General features: G+C 32.0%; 16 protein-coding genes. 4 read left to right on the plus strand and 12 right to left on the minus strand.

The window, feature by feature from the left end; genetic code table 11:
• Window positions 1–3: 3 nt before the first annotated feature.
• The 6 genes from WA327_RS07295 to WA327_RS07320 all read right to left on the minus strand — a co-directional run bounded on the left by WA327_RS07295 (window position 4) and on the right by WA327_RS07320 (window position 5,051).
• Entirely contained in the window at window positions 4–441 is a 438-nt protein-coding gene (locus WA327_RS07295; RefSeq protein WP_336068105.1) for a nitrous oxide reductase accessory protein NosL, read from the minus strand.
• Window positions 442–472: 31 nt separating this feature from the next.
• On the minus strand, window positions 473–1,093 hold the full coding sequence (locus tag WA327_RS07300) for a hypothetical protein (protein WP_336068108.1): 621 nt from the start codon (window positions 1,091–1,093) through the stop codon (window positions 473–475).
• Window positions 1,094–1,225: 132 nt separating this feature from the next.
• Window positions 1,226–3,187: a Sec-dependent nitrous-oxide reductase gene (nosZ, locus tag WA327_RS07305; RefSeq protein ID WP_336068112.1), complete on the minus strand. Its 1,962-nt coding sequence runs from the start codon at window positions 3,185–3,187 to the stop codon at window positions 1,226–1,228.
• Window positions 3,188–3,216: 29 nt separating this feature from the next.
• Window positions 3,217–3,792: a fasciclin domain-containing protein gene (locus tag WA327_RS07310; RefSeq protein WP_027879508.1), complete on the minus strand. Its 576-nt coding sequence runs from the start codon at window positions 3,790–3,792 to the stop codon at window positions 3,217–3,219.
• Window positions 3,793–3,798: 6 nt separating this feature from the next.
• Window positions 3,799–4,302, minus strand: coding sequence for a cytochrome c (locus WA327_RS07315; RefSeq protein WP_336068117.1), 504 nt, complete (start codon window positions 4,300–4,302; stop codon window positions 3,799–3,801).
• A 203-nt stretch (window positions 4,303–4,505) separates the two neighbouring features.
• Window positions 4,506–5,051: an alpha-ketoglutarate decarboxylase gene (locus tag WA327_RS07320; protein WP_336068119.1), complete on the minus strand. Its 546-nt coding sequence runs from the start codon at window positions 5,049–5,051 to the stop codon at window positions 4,506–4,508.
• 116 nt (window positions 5,052–5,167) lie between these two features.
• Here WA327_RS07320 and WA327_RS07325 point away from each other — a divergent pair, with 116 nt between their 5' ends.
• Genes WA327_RS07325 through odhB form a run of 3 tightly spaced genes read left to right on the plus strand, consistent with a single transcriptional unit; the run spans window position 5,168 to window position 9,596 of the window.
• Complete coding sequence (locus WA327_RS07325; protein WP_336068121.1) at window positions 5,168–7,924, plus strand: 2-oxoglutarate dehydrogenase E1 component; 2,757 nt, start codon at window positions 5,168–5,170, stop codon at window positions 7,922–7,924.
• A gap of 18 nt (window positions 7,925–7,942) precedes the next feature.
• A complete protein-coding gene (locus tag WA327_RS07330; RefSeq protein WP_336068123.1) occupies window positions 7,943–8,314 on the plus strand; it encodes a DUF3887 domain-containing protein in 372 nt (123 codons plus the stop codon).
• 34 nt (window positions 8,315–8,348) lie between these two features.
• Window positions 8,349–9,596 (plus strand): 2-oxoglutarate dehydrogenase complex dihydrolipoyllysine-residue succinyltransferase, encoded by a 1,248-nt coding sequence (gene odhB, locus WA327_RS07335; RefSeq protein WP_336068126.1) that lies wholly within the window; start codon window positions 8,349–8,351, stop codon window positions 9,594–9,596.
• Between the two features lie 758 nt (window positions 9,597–10,354).
• Here the strand turns inward: odhB and WA327_RS07340 are convergent.
• The 6 genes from WA327_RS07340 to WA327_RS07365 form a co-directional block, all read right to left on the minus strand.
• Window positions 10,355–10,996: a response regulator transcription factor gene (locus tag WA327_RS07340; RefSeq protein WP_336068128.1), complete on the minus strand. Its 642-nt coding sequence runs from the start codon at window positions 10,994–10,996 to the stop codon at window positions 10,355–10,357.
• A 39-nt stretch (window positions 10,997–11,035) separates the two neighbouring features.
• Window positions 11,036–11,485, minus strand: coding sequence for a retropepsin-like aspartic protease (locus WA327_RS07345; protein ID WP_336068130.1), 450 nt, complete (start codon window positions 11,483–11,485; stop codon window positions 11,036–11,038).
• The gene (locus WA327_RS07350) at window positions 11,469–14,024 is read right to left on the minus strand and encodes a CHAT domain-containing tetratricopeptide repeat protein (protein ID WP_336068132.1); all 2,556 of its coding nucleotides are present in this window, start codon (window positions 14,022–14,024) and stop codon (window positions 11,469–11,471) included. Before WA327_RS07350 ends, WA327_RS07345 begins: the two co-directional genes overlap by 17 nt.
• Before the next feature lie 22 nt (window positions 14,025–14,046).
• Window positions 14,047–16,005: a PKD domain-containing protein gene (locus tag WA327_RS07355; protein ID WP_336068135.1), complete on the minus strand. Its 1,959-nt coding sequence runs from the start codon at window positions 16,003–16,005 to the stop codon at window positions 14,047–14,049.
• Window positions 16,006–16,110: 105 nt separating this feature from the next.
• Complete coding sequence (locus WA327_RS07360) at window positions 16,111–17,100, minus strand: hypothetical protein (RefSeq protein WP_336068138.1); 990 nt, start codon at window positions 17,098–17,100, stop codon at window positions 16,111–16,113.
• Window positions 17,101–17,174: 74 nt separating this feature from the next.
• Window positions 17,175–17,615, minus strand: a complete 441-nt coding sequence (locus tag WA327_RS07365; protein ID WP_336068142.1) for a hypothetical protein — start codon at window positions 17,613–17,615, stop codon at window positions 17,175–17,177.
• A gap of 138 nt (window positions 17,616–17,753) precedes the next feature.
• On the opposite strand from WA327_RS07365, the gene WA327_RS07370 reads away from it, so the two are divergent.
• Complete coding sequence (locus WA327_RS07370; RefSeq protein ID WP_336068145.1) at window positions 17,754–18,335, plus strand: sigma-70 family RNA polymerase sigma factor; 582 nt, start codon at window positions 17,754–17,756, stop codon at window positions 18,333–18,335.

An 18,335-nucleotide genomic window follows, 5' to 3' on the forward strand; every position in this document is an offset into this window, starting at 1 on the left:
AAATTAGTCCTTAAATTTTACTAGTAACTCTTCCCAAGTGTATAAGTCACCACCTTTTTCTGCTTGAAACTTTTCAGCCTCTGCTTTATTTTCAAAAGCAGAAAGAAAGGCTCCCATTGGACTTGGAATATTCTCGCTGATTAAAAATGTGGCTTTTGTAGCATCAATTAGAGCTTCTGGTTCTGTATAGTTGTTCGATAAGTATAACTCAATTTCAGACGTTTCAAAATCCTTCATAAAGTTAATCATACATTCTGTAGCGTCAAATTTATAGACTTTACCTTTTTTGGTGACAACTTCCGCTGCGTGTGTTTTATCTACAATGGTCATTTTACAGAAGTAACAACCATCGCTTCCATAATTTATAGGTTCTGGTTTAGCATTACAATTAAAAAGTACCAGTAATAATGCAATAATTGAATAGTGTTTTAGTGTTTGCATAATTTTAAGTGTTTTGAGTTTACAGTAAAACTTACTGCGTTGTTTTCTTCAAACTTGCTTTTCTCCCTAGCCAAAAAGCAACAAGGGTCAATGTCATACCTACAAACATAAGATAACCTCCTACGTGTGGCAATGAAGTGACGTCAAAATTCAATAATTTTTGAAAACCAAGTAATGGTGGTTTGTAAGACATTGGTGTGCCATCTGGATTGGTTACCTTAATTATGGCATGTGGATCTAAATCGCTTCCATATTCAATCAGCCAATTATTAAAGTCGTACATACCCAATATACCTAAAATTGACATAAGTATAAACCAACCTAAAAAGTACTTATAGCTAACTTTTTCAAAAAAGCCTAATAAACCAATGATAACACCTAAAAGGACCATACCAATAATTACTTTTGGGAACACTGAAAACTCCCACATATCTTCGGGTTTAGGGATGGTTTTCATACCAATATAGTGGTTTAGACCATCAATATTTTGCAAATCGAATTCATTTACCCCTTCGATACCTTGAATGTAGATATTCATACCTAATGGATCTGGATATTGTGGAGCACCAAGCATAATGTTCCATAAAGGGAATTTAAAAAGCCCTAGCAATAACAAGGATCCTATAATCATTATAATTCCAGCCTTTTTCATAATAATATTAATCTAATTAACCATTTAGTTAATAGTGTTTTAAAAAGAAAGGCGAGAGCGACAAATCAACTCTCGCCTTATATTAGGAAAATAAACACTAAAACAAAATTCTCCTAAGTTTTTATTAAGAAACTATTCACCTAAAGACCATGACAATTCTATGTTTGAATTTGCAGGAGATACGCGAACGTAACCTTGCATTTCTTGGTGTAATGCAGAACAGAAATCCGTACAATAGAATGGCCAAACACCAACTTGCTTAGGTTCCCAAGTCAAGGTTCTGGTTTGTCCAGGCATAATTAACAATTCGGCATTATTGGCACCAATCATTGCAAATCCATGTGGTACATCAAAATCTTGCTCTAAGTTAGTGACATGGAAAAATACTTTGTCACCTAATTTGATACCTTCAATATTATCTGGTGTAAAGTGACTTCTAATAGTAGTCATATAAATATGAACTTCATTACCTTTTCTTACCACTTTAGCATCTGAATCTGAAAAAGCAGCGTAAGGATGTTTATTTTCTTCTAAGTTGTAGATTTTTTGAGAACGTTCTTTTACTAAGTCTGCTTCCATTGCAGCAGCATAATGAGGCTCTCCGTGTGTAGGGAAATCTAACAATAGTTCCATTTTCTCTCCAGAAATATCGTACAATTGAGCCGAATGTTCCATTTCTGGACCAGTTGGTAAGTATCTGTCTTTTGTGATTTTATTCATCGCAAACATGTATTTACCTTGTGGTTTTCTTGAGTTTCCTCCAGGAATTGTTAAGTGACCAACTGAGTAATATGTAGGTTTTCTGTCAATGACTTCCCAAGTTCCTAATTTCCATTTTACAACTTCAGATGAAATAAAGAAAGTCGTATATGCATTTCCTTCACCATCAAACTCAGTATGTAATGGGCCAAGTCCAGGCTGTTCAACAGATCCTGCTAAAACATCTTCAAAATTTAAGATCGGAATTCCGTATGCTTCACCAGCAAACTTTTCACCTTCAATAGCTTTTAACATTTTAGAGAATGAATGCACTGTTAAGTTGGCAGATAGCTTACCATTACCAACAATATATTCTCCAGAAGGATCTACATCACAACCATGAGGAGATTTTGGTGTTGGTAAGAAATATACAGCTCCTGGTACTTCAATTGGATTAATCACACGTACTTCTTTTTTCATTGTAGAAGTTGCAGTGTGTGTATGCTCGTCATAGACATTGTGTGCATACTCTGCAGGCATCATTTTTCCGCCTCCGTTATTTACGTATTCTTCAATTTTTTTCCAGTTAATAGCTGCAATAAAATCTTTATCGTTTTGTGAAGCGTTAACCTCTAGTAGTGTATTTGCTTCTTCAGTATTATAAGTAGTGAAGAAAAACCAACCATGAGATTTTCCGCGTCCAGGATGTGATATGTCGTAGTTAAAACCAGGCATTAAAACTTGGAATTTGATATCCATATTACCTGTTTCTGGTGCTACGCTAATAAATGATAGTGCACCTTGAAAATTACCTTTATACTCTTTAATTGGCATATCACGTTGTGGTACAGGTACAGAAAAACGTGTTCCTGCTACTACATACTCTGTATTTTCTGTGACAAATGAAGAACTATGATTACCAGCACTATTTGGTACTTCAATAATTTCGGTAGTTTCAAAAGTTTTTAAGTCAATTTTTGCTATTCTTGGTGTGTTATTTTCATTTATAAAAATAAAACGACCATCAATTTCTCCATTGGTTTGAGAAATATCTGGATGGTGAGAATCTCCCCAAGGAATAAATCCATGAGAGGTATTTAGCATTGGTTTTGTTTCTTCAGAATATCCATAACCTGAAGTAGGAAACTGTGAAAACACAGGTATTTCTTTAAACATTCTACCAGATGGTAAGCCGTAAACGGTTAAATTTCCACTGTAACCACCAGAAATAAAGGCGTAATGCGAGTCGTGCTCACCAGGAGCTACATAGACTTTTTCGGCTATGTTACTTGATAAGGCTCCAGATTTTCCGCCAGACTTACCAGAGTTATTACAGCTTGTAAATGCGGCAAATACCGCTACAATTGCAAGTGTTGATTTTAATATTTTTTTCATTTTTGTTTATTTTTAAATAGTGTTTGTAGTTATTCTGAAGGTGGTAATAAAACTTTATCAATGACGTGGACTATGCCGTTACCAGCATTAATACTAGCTAGTATTTTAGCACCACCAATCATGGGTTCGTTATCAATTACTTCTACTTTTACATAGGCGTTGTTAGCTTGACCTAATTTTTTAAATTTCTTTAAAAAGTCTTTGGAGTAGTTTCCTGGAGTTACATGATACTTCAAGATATTAGCTAAAGCATCTTTGTTTTCAGGTTTTAATAAATTGTCTACTATTCCTTCTGGTAAAGCTTCAAAAGCTTCATTAGTTGGAGCAAAAACCATTAATGGTCCTGCGTTTACTAAAGCGTTTTCTAAAGACGCAGCTTGTACAGCTGCTACAAGTGTTGTATGGTCTTTAGAGCCCATTGCAATACTTAAAACAGTTGAACTCTTATCATCCTCAATAAAGGCTTGTCCAGACTTTTTTGAAGGTTTTGAGGCTTCGTTAGTAACTTCTGTTGTGGTTGTTGAGTCTTTGTTTGCATCCTTACAAGAGTAAAATAAAACTGCAATTGTAAAGGTTAAAAACAAGATTTTAATTGGTTTTTTCATGGTTTGTTATTTTAAGGTTCTAAAATATTCTAATACAGCTCTGGCATCTTCTTCTGATAGTCCTTGATTTGCCATTGGTGATCCATTAAATTCTATTAAAAGTTCTTTAGCTAATGGGTCTTCTTTAACCATAACTTCAGGATTCAAAATCATATTCATTACCCATTCTGGCGCACGACGATCTAAGATGCCAGCAGGAGCTGGACCAATAAATTTCTTGTCAGGTCTGTGGCAAGCAGTACACATTTTTTTAAATATCTCAGAGCCTTGTGTTGCCATTTTTTTATCTATTTCAGCACCTAAATCAATGTTTTTTATAGGTCCTACACCTTTGTTATCTAAAACTACTTTGTCAGAAGCTTTTACTTTTTCAGGTGTTTTTGTTGTTGTTTTTTCAGTTGTTGTTTTCTTTTTATAAGAAAATGTTTCTTTTTTCTTTTCTTCTTTTCCGCCACAGCTAATTAGTAGTGTTGCAAAAAAAATAATCATAAGTTTTAGTGTTGTTTTCATAATGTTTAGTTTAATGTGTGTACTTAATAAGATAACAAATCTTTGATAAAATTACAAATAGAAGCTAGTTCAAAACATGACAAAAATCATATTTAGGATTAATTTATCCTAATTAAATATATATTTTTTTTTTGCTAAAGAAAAAACCTCTTCATTTAAATACAAAGAGGTTAGATTATATGTCTAAAGATTTTTTTATTTTTTTAAAATAATACTCTAACAAAAGGCATCCAAGCATCTGCATAAATACTTTTGTCTTTGTCATAAAGTACATCGTATCTAATGCCAAAAGTAATGTTGTTTGTACGGTAACCAGCACCTACAAAAAGAGCAGGATACCAATAATTATCATCTAGATTATTAGAAAAGTTACCTTCAAACTTTCTATTAACATTAAAAGCTTCAAATTCAGTAGAAAGTTGTATTTCATTTACAGGATTGTAAATTCCAATAACGCTACCTCCAAAAATTGTAGATTTATAAACATTTTTTTGTCTATTATACGTCCCATTTAAACCAACACCTAATCCGTATTTACTATTAAATTGGTAGATTGCATTAGGTGCTAAAGTGGCACTAAAAAAACCATCGCCAGTACTTAAACCAAAACCGCCACCAAATCTTACATTTTCCCAGAAATCACTTTTGTTTTTTGTTAAATTTCCTTGACAAAATGATAAACTCGTAAAAAACACACTAAATATTAGCAATAATTTAAAATGAAGTTGTTTTAAGTGGATATTTTTCATAATCATCAATTTAGTTAAATGTAAACGTTATAAATATAATAAAACCATCGCTATATTTGGTAAAAGTTGTATTTTTGATAAAATTTTGTTGAAGCGAACACGACTTACACATAATAATGGATAAATATTCCTTTTTAAACGCAGCACATACAGCATACTTTGCTGAATTATACGATCAATATTTAAAAAACCCTGACTCTGTAGAGCCAAGTTGGAGAGCATTTTTTCAAGGTTATGACTTTGGAAGTGAAAACTATGGAATGGAAGGAGAAATTGTAGAAGGTGTCTCGGCACAAATACCAGAGCATCTTCAAAAAGAATTTCAGGTAGTAAATTTAATAGATGGTTACCGTAGTAGAGGTCATCTTTTTACTAAAACCAATCCAGTTAGAGAGCGTAGAAAATACGCGCCAACATTAGAACTAGTAAATTTTGGTTTGTCTGAAGCAGATCTAGATACCCAGTTTAATGCAGGTGAAATTTTAGGTATAGGTACACAATCTTTAAGGAAAATTTTAAAACACTTAAATAGTATTTATTGTGATTCTATTGGTATTGAATATATGTATATACGTCAGCCAGAAGAAATTAAATGGATACAAAATAAGTTAAACATAAACGATAATCAACCAAGTTTTACTGCCGATCAAAAAAAGCATATTCTAAAAAAGTTAAACGAAGCTGTATCTTTCGAAACCTTTTTGCACACTAAATACGTTGGGCAAAAACGTTTCTCTTTAGAAGGAGGAGAATCGTTAATCCCTGCACTAGATGCAGTAATAGAAAAAGCAGCAGAGCTAGGCGTAGAAGAGTTTGTAATGGGTATGGCACACAGAGGTCGTTTAAGTACCTTAACAAATATCTTTGGTAAATCTGCAAAAGATATTTTTAGCGAGTTTGATGGTAAAGATTATGAAGAAGAAGTCTTTGACGGAGATGTTAAATATCATTTAGGTTGGACAAGTCAACGTAGTACAGATACAGGAAAAAAAATAAATTTAAGTATAGCGCCTAACCCTTCGCATCTAGAAACAGTAGGAGCAGTGGTAGAAGGTATATCTAGAGCAAAACAAGATCAAAAATATAAAGATAACTTTAGTAAAGTGTTACCAATTGTAGTACATGGTGACGCAGCAATTGCAGGTCAAGGTTTAGTTTACGAGATTGTTCAAATGGCTCAATTAGAGGGTTACAAAACAAACGGGACTATACATGTTGTTGTAAATAACCAGGTAGGTTTTACAACAAATTATTTAGACGCAAGATCTAGTACCTATTGTACAGATGTTGGTAAGGTAACCTTGTCACCAGTATTACACGTTAATGCAGACGATGCAGAAGCTGTAGTACACGCTATGCTATTTGCTTTAGATTTTAGAATGAACTTTAATAGAGATGTATTTATAGATCTATTAGGTTATAGAAAATATGGGCATAACGAAGGAGACGAACCTAGATTTACCCAGCCAAAACTTTATAAAGCAATTGCAAAGCATGCAAATCCTAGAGATATCTATGCAGAGAAGCTAATTAATAGCGGAGTTATAGATAAAGATTACGTAAAGCAATTAGAGACAGATTATAAAGACAAACTAGAAGAAAAATTAGAAGATTCTAGAAAAGAAGATAAAACAATCATTACTCCATTTATGGAAGACACGTGGAAAGATTTTGTACGTGTAGACGAAAAAGTAATGATGCAAACTGTAGATACAACAACAAGTAAAGAGAAGCTTGCAGATATTACCAAAGTAATATCAAACTTGCCAGAAGATAAAAAGTTTATCAGAAAAATAGAAAGATTAATCCAATCTAGACAAACCATGTTTGACGATGACAGGTTGGATTGGGCTATGGCAGAGCATTTAGCTTATGGTACTTTACTAACCGAAGGTTACGATGTACGCATAACAGGACAAGATGTAGAACGTGGTACTTTCTCACACAGACATGCAGTGGTTAAAGTAGAAGATAGCGAAGAAGAAATAGTATTACTAAATAATATCAATGATAACCAAGGTCATTTTTATATTTATAACTCATTATTATCAGAGTATGGAGTTGTAGGTTTTGACTATGGTTATGCTATGGCTAGCCCAAAAACATTAACCATATGGGAAGCTCAGTTTGGAGATTTTAGTAACGGAGCACAAATTATGTTAGACCAATACATATCTTCAGGAGAAGATAAGTGGAAAACACAAAACGGGCTTGTAATGCTTTTACCTCACGGTTATGAAGGTCAAGGAGCAGAACATTCATCAGCACGTATGGAGCGTTACTTACAATTATGCGCAAAGGATAATATGTTTGTTGCAGACTGTACAACACCTGCAAATATGTTCCATTTGTTAAGACGTCAAATGTTATCTAACTACCGCAAACCGTTAATTGTTTTTACACCAAAAAGTTTATTACGTCATCCAAAATGTGTAAGTACTGTAGAAGAGTTTGCTAACGGAAGTTTCCAAACAGTTATTGAAGATACTTCAGTAAAAACCGAAGATGTAAAAACATTAGTATTTGTAACAGGAAAGTTCTATTACGATTTAGATGAAGAAAGAGAAAATCTAAACCGAAATGATGTAGCTATAGTAAGGATAGAACAGTTGTTCCCGTTACCTGTAGAAAAAATAAGAGAAATTTTAGATAAATATAAGCATGTAGAAGATGTGGTTTGGGCACAAGAAGAACCAAGAAACATGGGCGCATACATGCATATGATGATGCACTTAGAAGAAGCTAAAAACTTTAGAGCAGCATCAAGAAGACCTTACGGTGCACCAGCAGCAGGAAGTTCTGTAAGATCTAAAAAACGTCATAAAGAAGTCATAGATTTCGTTTTTGACAAAACAAAAAATAACCAGCGATAAGCTTTTAAATCAATAAAGATGAAAAAAGGAATAGTATTAATTGTAGCATTATTAAGTTTTGCATTAGGCTTTTCTCAAGAGACAGAAAAAGCAAATTACAAAACAACGGTAGATCAATTTACCAAGCATTATAATGATGGTAATTACAGAGCCATTTATAATATGTTAGATGATAATTTTAAAAAAACATTCACCTTAGAAAAGGTAAATACTTTTTTTGAAAATGAAATTAATGCTGAAGCTTTAGGCGAAATAGAAAGTAGAGATCTTAAAGATATTACACGTACAGGTCATACCTATATACTAACATTTGAAAACGGAACTGGCGAAGCATTTTTTCTTCTAGATGAAGCAAACAAAATCAAAGGATTCCAACTAAGTAAAAAATAATTAAAACAAAACACAAGCATAAAATTATATTACAATGATTTTAGAAATGAAAGTGCCTTCTCCAGGCGAATCAATCACAGAAGTTGAAATAGCAGAATGGTTAGTTCAAGACGGTGATTATGTAGAAAAAGATCAAGCAATTGCAGAAGTAGATAGTGATAAAGCTACATTAGAACTACCTGCAGAAGCAAGCGGTACAATCACCTTAAAAGCTGAAGAAGGAGACGCTGTAGAGGTAGGACAAGTAGTTTGTTTAATTGATACAAGTGCAGAAGCACCAGAAAGCACAACTTTTAAAGGAGGTGATGAAGGTGGAAACAACAATGCAGAAGCAGATGTTGCAAAAGACCAAAAAGCAACTCCTAATACAGACGAAAAAGCATCTAACCCAGCAAAAGAAACCTATGCATCAGGTACAGCAAGTCCTGCAGCAAAGAAAATTTTAGCAGAAAAAGGTATTGAAGCTAGTGCTGTAACAGGTACAGGTAAAGATGGTCGTGTTACAAAAGATGACGCAGTAAATGCTGTACCATCTATGGGGACACCAACTGGAGGAAATAGAGGTCAATCTCGTAATAAAATGTCTATGTTACGTCGTAAAGTAGCAGAGCGTTTAGTAGAAGCTAAAAACACAACAGCAATGTTAACTACATTTAATGAAGTTAACATGACACCAATCTTTGAATTACGTAAACAATATAAAGAAGAATTTAAATCTAAACACGGAGTTAGTTTAGGGTTTATGTCTTTCTTTACATTAGCAGTTGTAAGAGCATTAAAAATGTATCCAGCTGTTAACTCTATGATAGATGGTAAAGAAATGATCTCTTACGACTTTGTAGATGTTAGTATTGCAGTATCAGGTCCAAAAGGACTAATGGTACCAGTAATTAGAAATGCAGAAAACCTTTCGTTTAGAGGTGTAGAAGCAGAAGTAAAACGCTTAGCTTTACGTGCAAGAGATGGACAAATAACTGTAGATGAAATGACAGGTGGTACATTTACAATTTCTAACGGAGGTGTGTTTGGAAGTATGTTATCTACGCCAATTATAAATCCACCTCAAAGTGGTATTTTAGGAATGCATAACATTATTGAGCGTCCAATAGCTGTAGATGGAAAAGTAGAAATTCATCCAATGATGTACGTAGCATTATCTTACGATCATAGAATAATTGATGGTAAAGAAAGTGTTGGATTCTTAGTAGCAGTAAAAGAAGCATTAGAAAATCCTTCTGAGTTATTAATGGATAATGACATTAAAAAAGCTTTAGAACTTTAAAAAAGTATAATAAGTATAAAAAAAGAGCTACTATTTAGTAGCTCTTTTTTTATGCTTTAAAGGCAATATAAATTAAATGCAACCACTGCAACTGCCAATAGTATAATGCAAAAGATAAATATACTGCTGTATTTTGAATTGCTTGTGCCCATTTTTTTTGATTTAAAAGTAAAACTCTGCATCAGTCCTGATGCAGAGTTTAAAAAATAATTCTCCCTAAGAACTAATTAATAGCATTGTAAAGGTAAGCTGTAAGTCTTTTATATGAAATACGTAGTTCTACGTATATTTACGAAAATATTACGAAACATTTTCTCTATTTTCTAAAATAGAAAAGCCCTATTCAAAGAGGCATGAATAGGGCTTTTAATCAATTCTCCCAAAATTGATTTTAATAGCGTTGCTAAAGTATAGGATATAAATTTCTTACAAAATACGTAGGTCTACGTATATTTACGAAAACTTCTACGAAAACTATTTTTCATAAAAATAAAAAAGCCCCAAACCTTGGTTAAGTGGTTTAGAGCTTTTTTCAATTCTCCCAAAATTGATTAATAGCTCTGCTAAAGTAATAGATAAATAATTTCTGTAAAATACGTAGGTCTACGTATATTTACGAAAACTTCACGAAAAGTATTTAAAACAAAAAACCCAAAGCAAATTATTGCTCTGGGTTAATATAGTTTCTCTTAATAAAGAAATATGATTAATAGCACTGCTAAAGTAAATCATATTTAAGACTTATAAAATACGTACTACTACGTATTTTTTATAAATTCTCGATTTAATTGTGCCCAAATAGCTAATGCGTTTTGGGACGCTTTTAAATCTAATTTTTTTACAATGTTGCTTCTGTGTTTTTCAACAGTTCTTATAGAAGAACTTAAGCTTTCAGAGATTTCTGCACTTGACATTTCATCAGAAACCATTTTTAGTATTTTAAGTTCTGTTGGTGTTAAAAGCGAGTTTAGATTCTTGCTAGAATAGTTGATTTTTGAGTTGAGATAAGACGCAATTTCTTCACTAAAATAAGGTTCGCCTCTAACAGCACTGCTTATACAGTACTCAATTTCTTCGATAGCAAATTCTTTTAAAATATATCCATATACATTATATTCTTTTGCTTGATCAAAAAGATGTTCTTCGTTATCAAAAGTTATAAGTATAATTTTAGTAGGAAGATTATTTTTATAGCAAGCTTTTGCTACTTCAAGTCCTGTCATGCCAGGCATTCTAATATCTAGAAGCGCCAAATCAGGTTTAAGTTTAACAATATGGTTGTATGCAGTTTTTCCATCTTCTGCGCTACCAATTATATTAAATCCTTTTGAAGAAATATAATTTGATAAACCTCTAAGCATTAGTGGATGGTCGTCTGCTATAACTATAGAAACACTCATTTATGGGGATTTTTGATATTTAAAGGTAAAAAATGTTTATTAAAACTTCTTTAAATAAAGATATTTTTTGTTGTAGTCTATTATGGCTTTTACTTTTTTTAATATGTCTGCGCCAATAATACCATCTACAGGTTGAGATTTATGATTGGTTAAAGCCATATTTACATGACTTAAATCAAACAAAACCAATGGTACTTTATCTATTTTAAGTCGTCCAATTTTTAGTTTGTTTTTTTTAGAAATTTGAGTTGCCATATCTATAGCACCAGCGCCAGCAGCTAGTATTTTAGAGTCTTTTACTTTTTTTAATTGAAATTTTTCTGTTGCTTCAAAGCCAACGCAACTGCTAGATGCACCTGTATCTAGAATAAACAAGCCTTTTACTCCGTTTATACTTGCTTTTATTTCGAAGTGGTTGGTTTTAGTAAGTTTAAGCTTGACACGAATGTAGTCTTGCTCCAACAAAAAATCTTTAAGCTTGTCTTCCATGTTTTAGTTTTCTAATAACAGTCCATAAAAGTAATGCAATAGCTAAACCAATAAAAGTAAAAAGTAAGTAATTTAATATAGTTGGTTTTGCTTTTGCTGTACTTGTACCATAATAGACAAAAGCACTCCAATAATAAGGTGATTTTTTAGCATTAGTTATGGATTTGTCATCTAAATATTGCTGTTTGGATTTTTGATTTGCTATAGCTACAGATTCAAATTTGCTATAGTTTTTATAGAAATTATGCATAATTTGAGAGGTAGATTTGTCATTAACTTTCCATAGAGAAAATACTAACTGGTTGATGCCAGCATACTGAAAACCTCTTGCCAAACTCATGCTTCCTTCGCCTTTCTTTAATTTTCCAATGCCTGTTTCACATGCGCTTAAAACCACTAAGTTATTGTCTAACTGTTTAGTGTATAATTCATTTAAAAAGAGATTGTCGTCTGCAAACTGGATATTTGCGGGTATACTAAAGCTACCTGCATCTGCATGTGTAGAAAAATGTAAAATCCCATAATTATCCGCTTGTATAAAAGCGTCTTTTTTAGTTGCATTAGTGTACATTAAAAACTTGGCATCTGTAAATTGATCTATACTTTTTGCTTCGTCTTCAGAAAAAGTTAATGCCTTTTTAGTGTTTTTAAACACAGGAAATATTCCTAATACATGATCATCAAATTCTGGTTGCTTTCCTTTTAAGAATATTTCTGCGCTTGTGTTATAAACAATGCATTGTTTTTTTATTAAAAAAGGCATTTTACTATAATTGGTTGTCTTTGTTTCTTTTGAAAGCAAACTTTCAAAAGAAATAAAATTTAAAAAACCATCTGGTATTACTATAAGGTTATTAGAAGCTTTTACACGATTTAATTTTAATTGTTGATACAGTTTAAATGCATCTGTTGTAAACTTAGATACATCATTGTTTATGGCGTTTGGTGAATTAAAATAACCTATATAATTAGAAATTGAAGCATCAAAAGATTTGTCTCTTTTCAATTTAAAAAACTGCAAAGATTTATCTGAAATGATGAAGGTGTAAATATCATTTTCACCATAAAAGTATTCGACTAAAGACGCTTTTTCTTTTTTTAGTTTTTGTTTTAAATCATCAATAAAGTTTTCATTTTTATCGTTGGGGTAACTTAAGTCAATTTTGTTTTTTAGTACTTTTAAGTCGTTGCTTATTTTGGATAATTTATAGCTTAGGTCATTAACTGTTTCAGATTTTTTTTCAAATTCAGCTTTTATAAGTTGATTGGTTAAATCTGCTTGTTTCGTTAATAAAACTTGTTCTCTTAATAACAAAGTATCTTTTGGGTGAATTTGTAAAAGACTTTTTTTAGCAATAGTTTCTTTTAAAATGGATGCTTTATTTTTTTCGGCATAAGCCAAAGCTTTTACAATAATATTTGGCGTTTTTAAGGTTTTAAAATCTTGATAAAGTATAGCTATACAAGCCTCACTACGTTTCCTGTTTTTATATGCATGACGCAATTTTGCTTCTTGAGAAGTAATATTTTCTGTTAATAAATTGGAGACATAAAAACTACGGTCGTAACAATCTAAAGCGTTTATACTGCTAATTTGAATATTGCCAAGTAAATCAAAAATATCAATAAACGTATTTTCTGGATATAAATCTTCGTATTTGGGTAAGATATTTGCGTCATGGTTTGGTAATAATACGTTTAAAGCATTTTTAAGCTCTAAAGCACAAGCATTTTTATGGTCTAATTTTAAATGAAGTTGTGCATTAAGCACGTGTAATTTGGCAATAGCTCTAGCTGAGAATTCAGGCTTACTATATTCCTCTGTAATCATTTCTCGCAAGTGCAATAAAGCCTGTTTATAATCTTTATTTTTAAGGGCTAAATTATATTTAACTTCTGGGTTTTTGGTTTTTATGGTAGTGGTTTCAGAGTTGTTTAAAGCTATCTGACTGTTATTTTTTATGGCTAATAATTTTTCTTTTTTGGAAGAAGTTAAGCCAGCAATTTGAAGCCCATTTTCTGAAATTTTTATGGCTTCATCAAATTTTCCTGCTGTAAAATATAATTGAGCTAAATTGATGGCGCCTGCAATACGTTGTGGATTATTTTTGTTTTTTTCAGCGATAAAAATGTATTGCTTTATTGTGTTTTCTGCATTGGTGTAATCGCCAACTTTATTATATAAAATACCTAATGGTTTTAGACAATAGTCTATTACGTCATAGTCTGTAATAGTGCTTAATTGATGCTTGTTGTAAACATTCCAAGCAATTTGATAAGCCAAAATAGCTTGTGGTTGTTTGTTTATATTGTCTAAATAATGTCCTTTATTAATCAATAAAAAGAAATACGCTAACTGCTCATCAATAGTTTTGATTTTTACTTTAAAATCTGCTTCTTTTTTTAGTAAAGTTGAAAAACTTTCAGCAGTTCTATTAGCATTAAAATTTTCTGTAGCCACATAAATAGCTTCTTCTAAATCTTGAGAAAAAGCAGTAGAAAAGGAAAGTAGAAGAAGGAAAATGAGGCAGTATTTCATTTATAAATTAATTGGTTTTTTATTAAAATTTCCAAATCGCATAAAACTGCATATAGTTGTAATTGTCTTTAAAGTTGAAAACGTATCTAGCACCAATGCTTGGTCCAATTCTAGCAAAACCAGCTGTAGCTTCAACTAAAAAACCACTTCTAAAATTTGTAAAAGATGCTTTGTTTTCAGTAGATATAGTTTCACTATTAATTAATGCGCCAGGAACTGTATTTATGTTTTCGTAATCTTCTATGGTTGTTGTTGTGCTTTCTTTTTGGCTTACCGAAATCATTCCTTGTAAACCAGCACCCAAACCAATGTAATTATTGATGTTATATCTTAATAAAACAGGAACTTCCCAATCTATATTGTTATAGCTTGTAGATGTTGTTGTACGTCTAAAAAATAATTCTCCTGTAGCACCGTTATCTGTAAATTGCTCTGAAATTTGAGTGCTACCATCAAACTCATGCAAACTATTTAATAACTCGACTTGCCAATAAAATCGATACGATTTGTAAGGTGAAAGTGTTGCGCCAACAAAATAACTTTTAGAATTGTCTAAATCAAAAAAGTAATTATAACCCGCTTTTGCACCAATAGAAATACCAGGCATAAACCGAGTGGTAGAGTAGTTGGTAATTATAGGTTCGTTTTTGTCAAATATGATTGCTGTTCTTGATTTGGTTTTAATTTTATGAAAGTTTTTGCCAAACTTAATCCTGTATTTTACAAAACCTTTTGTCGAGTCGTATTCTTTGACATTTTTTTGCTCGCTACCAGGTAAATAAATATTTTTAAAGGTGAAAATGGCTTGTTTTTGCGTATACGTAGTATCTAAACAACTGTATTCTACATCGTATTTTGGGCAAATTTTAACCTTAGGATACATGTCTAAAACCTCAATAGTTGATTTGTCAAAAATCTCTGGAATATCAGTTTCTAAACGAATTGTTCTTGCTGGTCCTTCGCCATTATTTTGAAATTTGATTTTAAATTTTGGCTTTTTAAAACGCACCAATCTATAATTCATTAAAAAGGCGCTGGTAGACATTTTGTTTGGGTCATGAGATGTGACTATTTCCATTTCCATGTCTTTGACGTTGTGATTATCGTAATTTTCATCTGGTACGTAAATACCTCTAACGCTAACAATAGCGCTAGTATCTTTAATCATTTCTGGCGTAGTTTTTATGGTGTAAAATACGTTGCGCTCTTCGTTTGGTTGCATGTTTTTAAAGGTAAACGCAGTGCTATTATTGTATTTAGCTTTAGATTCTTCTAAGGTTAAAGGTAGGTTTTGCTTTTCGGTAGAGTCTTGAAGCTTTGATTGTAGTTGAAGTATTTTATTTTCCGCGGAAGCGTAATAATTATCGTCATCTAATTTGGGAGTGAATACTAAATCTTCGGTGCTAATTTCATTTTCATTATGATACATTCTGCTTTCTGCAATTTCAAAATTGTCTGCTTTAAATTGTTTTTCGTTATAAAACAGAAAGACTTTACCATTGGTTACATAATCTTTGGTGTTTTTGTACTTAACAATTACGACAAATTCTTCTTCAGGCATAGGCTCGCGATTGCGTTGTAAATCAAAATTTGTGATCATATTTGCTTCCTCGTCATAGCTTTCATCTACATTGGTAACTTTAATTTTTTTAGGTCTTGAGGTTGGAGTTTTACCTGTGTCGTAATTGTTGGTTGCCCATAAACGGACTTCGTATTCACCTGACTCTTTATAGGTTTTTGTCGGATTGTTTTCTTTGCTGTAGGTGCCATCACCAAATTCCCAATAATTTGTGTAAAACGCTTTAGGTGCTCCAGCAATTTGGTTTAGTTCTGGTGCGTTTGGTGTGAATTTTACTTGGTTTCCTTCAAATTTATGTTCTATTGTGGCTATGCGTTGCGTAGTATCTTTAGCAATATTTTCTTGAGAATAACAGAAAATAATACCAAAAATAGAAAGAGTTATAGCGATAAAATGTTTCATGACTCTGTGAATTAAGTAATTAAATGTAACGATAATTATTTTGATTTGGTAAAACACAAAAACCAGAAACGTAAATTTCTGGTTTTTGCTAAGTAGGTAAATTGATTATGGTAGCGCATTTATTATTGAAATTAAATTAGCTTCTGTAGTTACTGAAGTGTCTTCAAAATTAAATGTGATAATATCATCTTCTACTATGGTAACTGCTTTGATAGCGTATCTCCATTGACCATTGTCTTCGGTTACAAAAATAACATGACACTCTAAACCAATAGGGATTTGTCCGTAATGCTCGCTAAATAAATTTAGTTCGCCATCATAAGTGTCTAAAGCAGCAAGACCTGTATCTTCTCCATCATAAGATAAATACACGGCACTGTTTGTATAATTGTATCCAACTGGTGCTTGTACTTGAATTTGAGTTTTTGGTCTTGGGTCGTTATAAAAACGATCTACATTAGACCAACCAAAGTTGTCTAAAAAAGCATAGTATTGTCCGCCTTCTACAAAAACACCACCTTGTCCAGAAGCGTCTTCAACTTCATCCCAAGTTAAATTGTCATCTTCGTCAATTGTACCTTCCCAAAGAGTCATTTCTGGATCAGCTCCGCCAGTTAAACTTGTTGGAATTAGTAAATTAAATCCACAGTTTGTGTCTAGAATTTCGCCGTTTTGGGTTGCTTCGATAAAAAATTCTCCACCAGTTAAAAGCATAGCTTTATCACCATTAGGCATTGTACCCATTGTAGGCTTGTTTGTGGTAAGCATGTTTCCTTTTTCAAAAATTTCAACATACTCAACATCTACGTTACCTGTAATTTCGTTTCCGTTAAGGGTTAAACAGTCTCCGTTTATTCCTAACTGCACTCCGTTTTCAGAAGTTAAAGTGATGTAACCATCATCTGAGTTAAAACTGAAGTTTTGAGTAATGTCTGCTAACGCTTCATCTTTAATGTTTTTAAACTCTTGCGCGGTTGCTGGAGTTGGTTCAAACGGAGGGAAATCGTTATCATCTGAAGTTTTACAACTACTAAATAATAATGTCGTTAATAATAAAGATCCTAAAATTTGTTTTGTGTTAATTAAATTTTTCATGATTTCTAATTTTTATATGTTACACTTTTATATAAACAGGGTAAGGATTTTGTTACCCTGTTTTTTACTTTTTTTTATTTTAATTGTTTACTTGCTATGATTTTATAAGAGATGACGTCTCCTTTTGCAACTAATTGAATCATCTTTTTTGCTGAAACTTCTGAAGTTGAAAATCCTTTAGCTTCACCTTTTTCGCTTTTTACTTCCCAGAAGTACAGTCTGCTTTCTTTTTTATTTAATTCACTTTTTAAAATGAAATAGTTACTAATTTTTTGTTCTAAGACTACTTCGTTTTGTCCAACTAAATTGGCACGTCTTTTAGCGTCAAATAATGTTTTTGCTGTTCCTCTAAATTCACCAGTAGTTGTTTTTACATACCAGTCATAGACTTTTACTAAATCTTCTTTGGTCATTGTTACAGTTGTTACACTGTTAGGCTCTGTTGTTACTGTTGTAGCGTTAAGGTTTAATAATCCAAATACTACTGTAGCGATAATTAAAATTGTACGTTTCATAATTTCTAATTTTTAAATTGTTGTTTCGTTTTAAGTTGTGTTGCCTTTTTGGCTAATTCACCCTTATATCAAATCCATTTAAAAATTGTTACCCTATTTTGTTCAACTTTTTTTAAATTCGTTTAAAACAAAGGGTTTATGAGTAATAAAAAAGTACACGAAGACCAGAAGTATATAGATGGTTTGGTCAATAATAATTCCTTTATCATACAGGCTATATATGACAAGTTTGTACCTAAAGTAATCAACTATGTAAAGCAAAATAGTGGTGACGAAGAGTACGCGCAAGATGTAGTACAAGACACCATCATTACCATTTATAACCAAGCCACAAAAAAAAACTTACAGCTAACTTGCCCTTTTGATGCGTACTTTTTTTTGTTGTGTAAGCGTAAATGGTTAAATACTTTAAAAAAAATTAATAATAAGGAGGTAACAATTAACGAAGAGGTGTTATCTAAAGATGACGACGCAGCTCAATTTGTATTTGAAACGTCCATTTTTGAAAACAAGCAAAATCTGTTTAATCAAATGTTTGACCAATTAGGAAAAGCTTGTAAAGACTTACTAAATGCAACTTTTAAAATAAAATCTATGGAAGAAGTCGCAGCAAGTCTTAATGTAAGTTATGCTTATGCACGAAAGAAAAAATCTTTATGCATAGGACAGCTAACAAAAATGGTACAAGAGTCGCCAACATTTAATCAGCTAAATTATTAA

It is taken from the genome of Mesoflavibacter sp. CH_XMU1404-2 (genome assembly GCF_037029465.1).
Lineage (GTDB): Bacteria > Bacteroidota > Bacteroidia > Flavobacteriales > Flavobacteriaceae > Mesoflavibacter.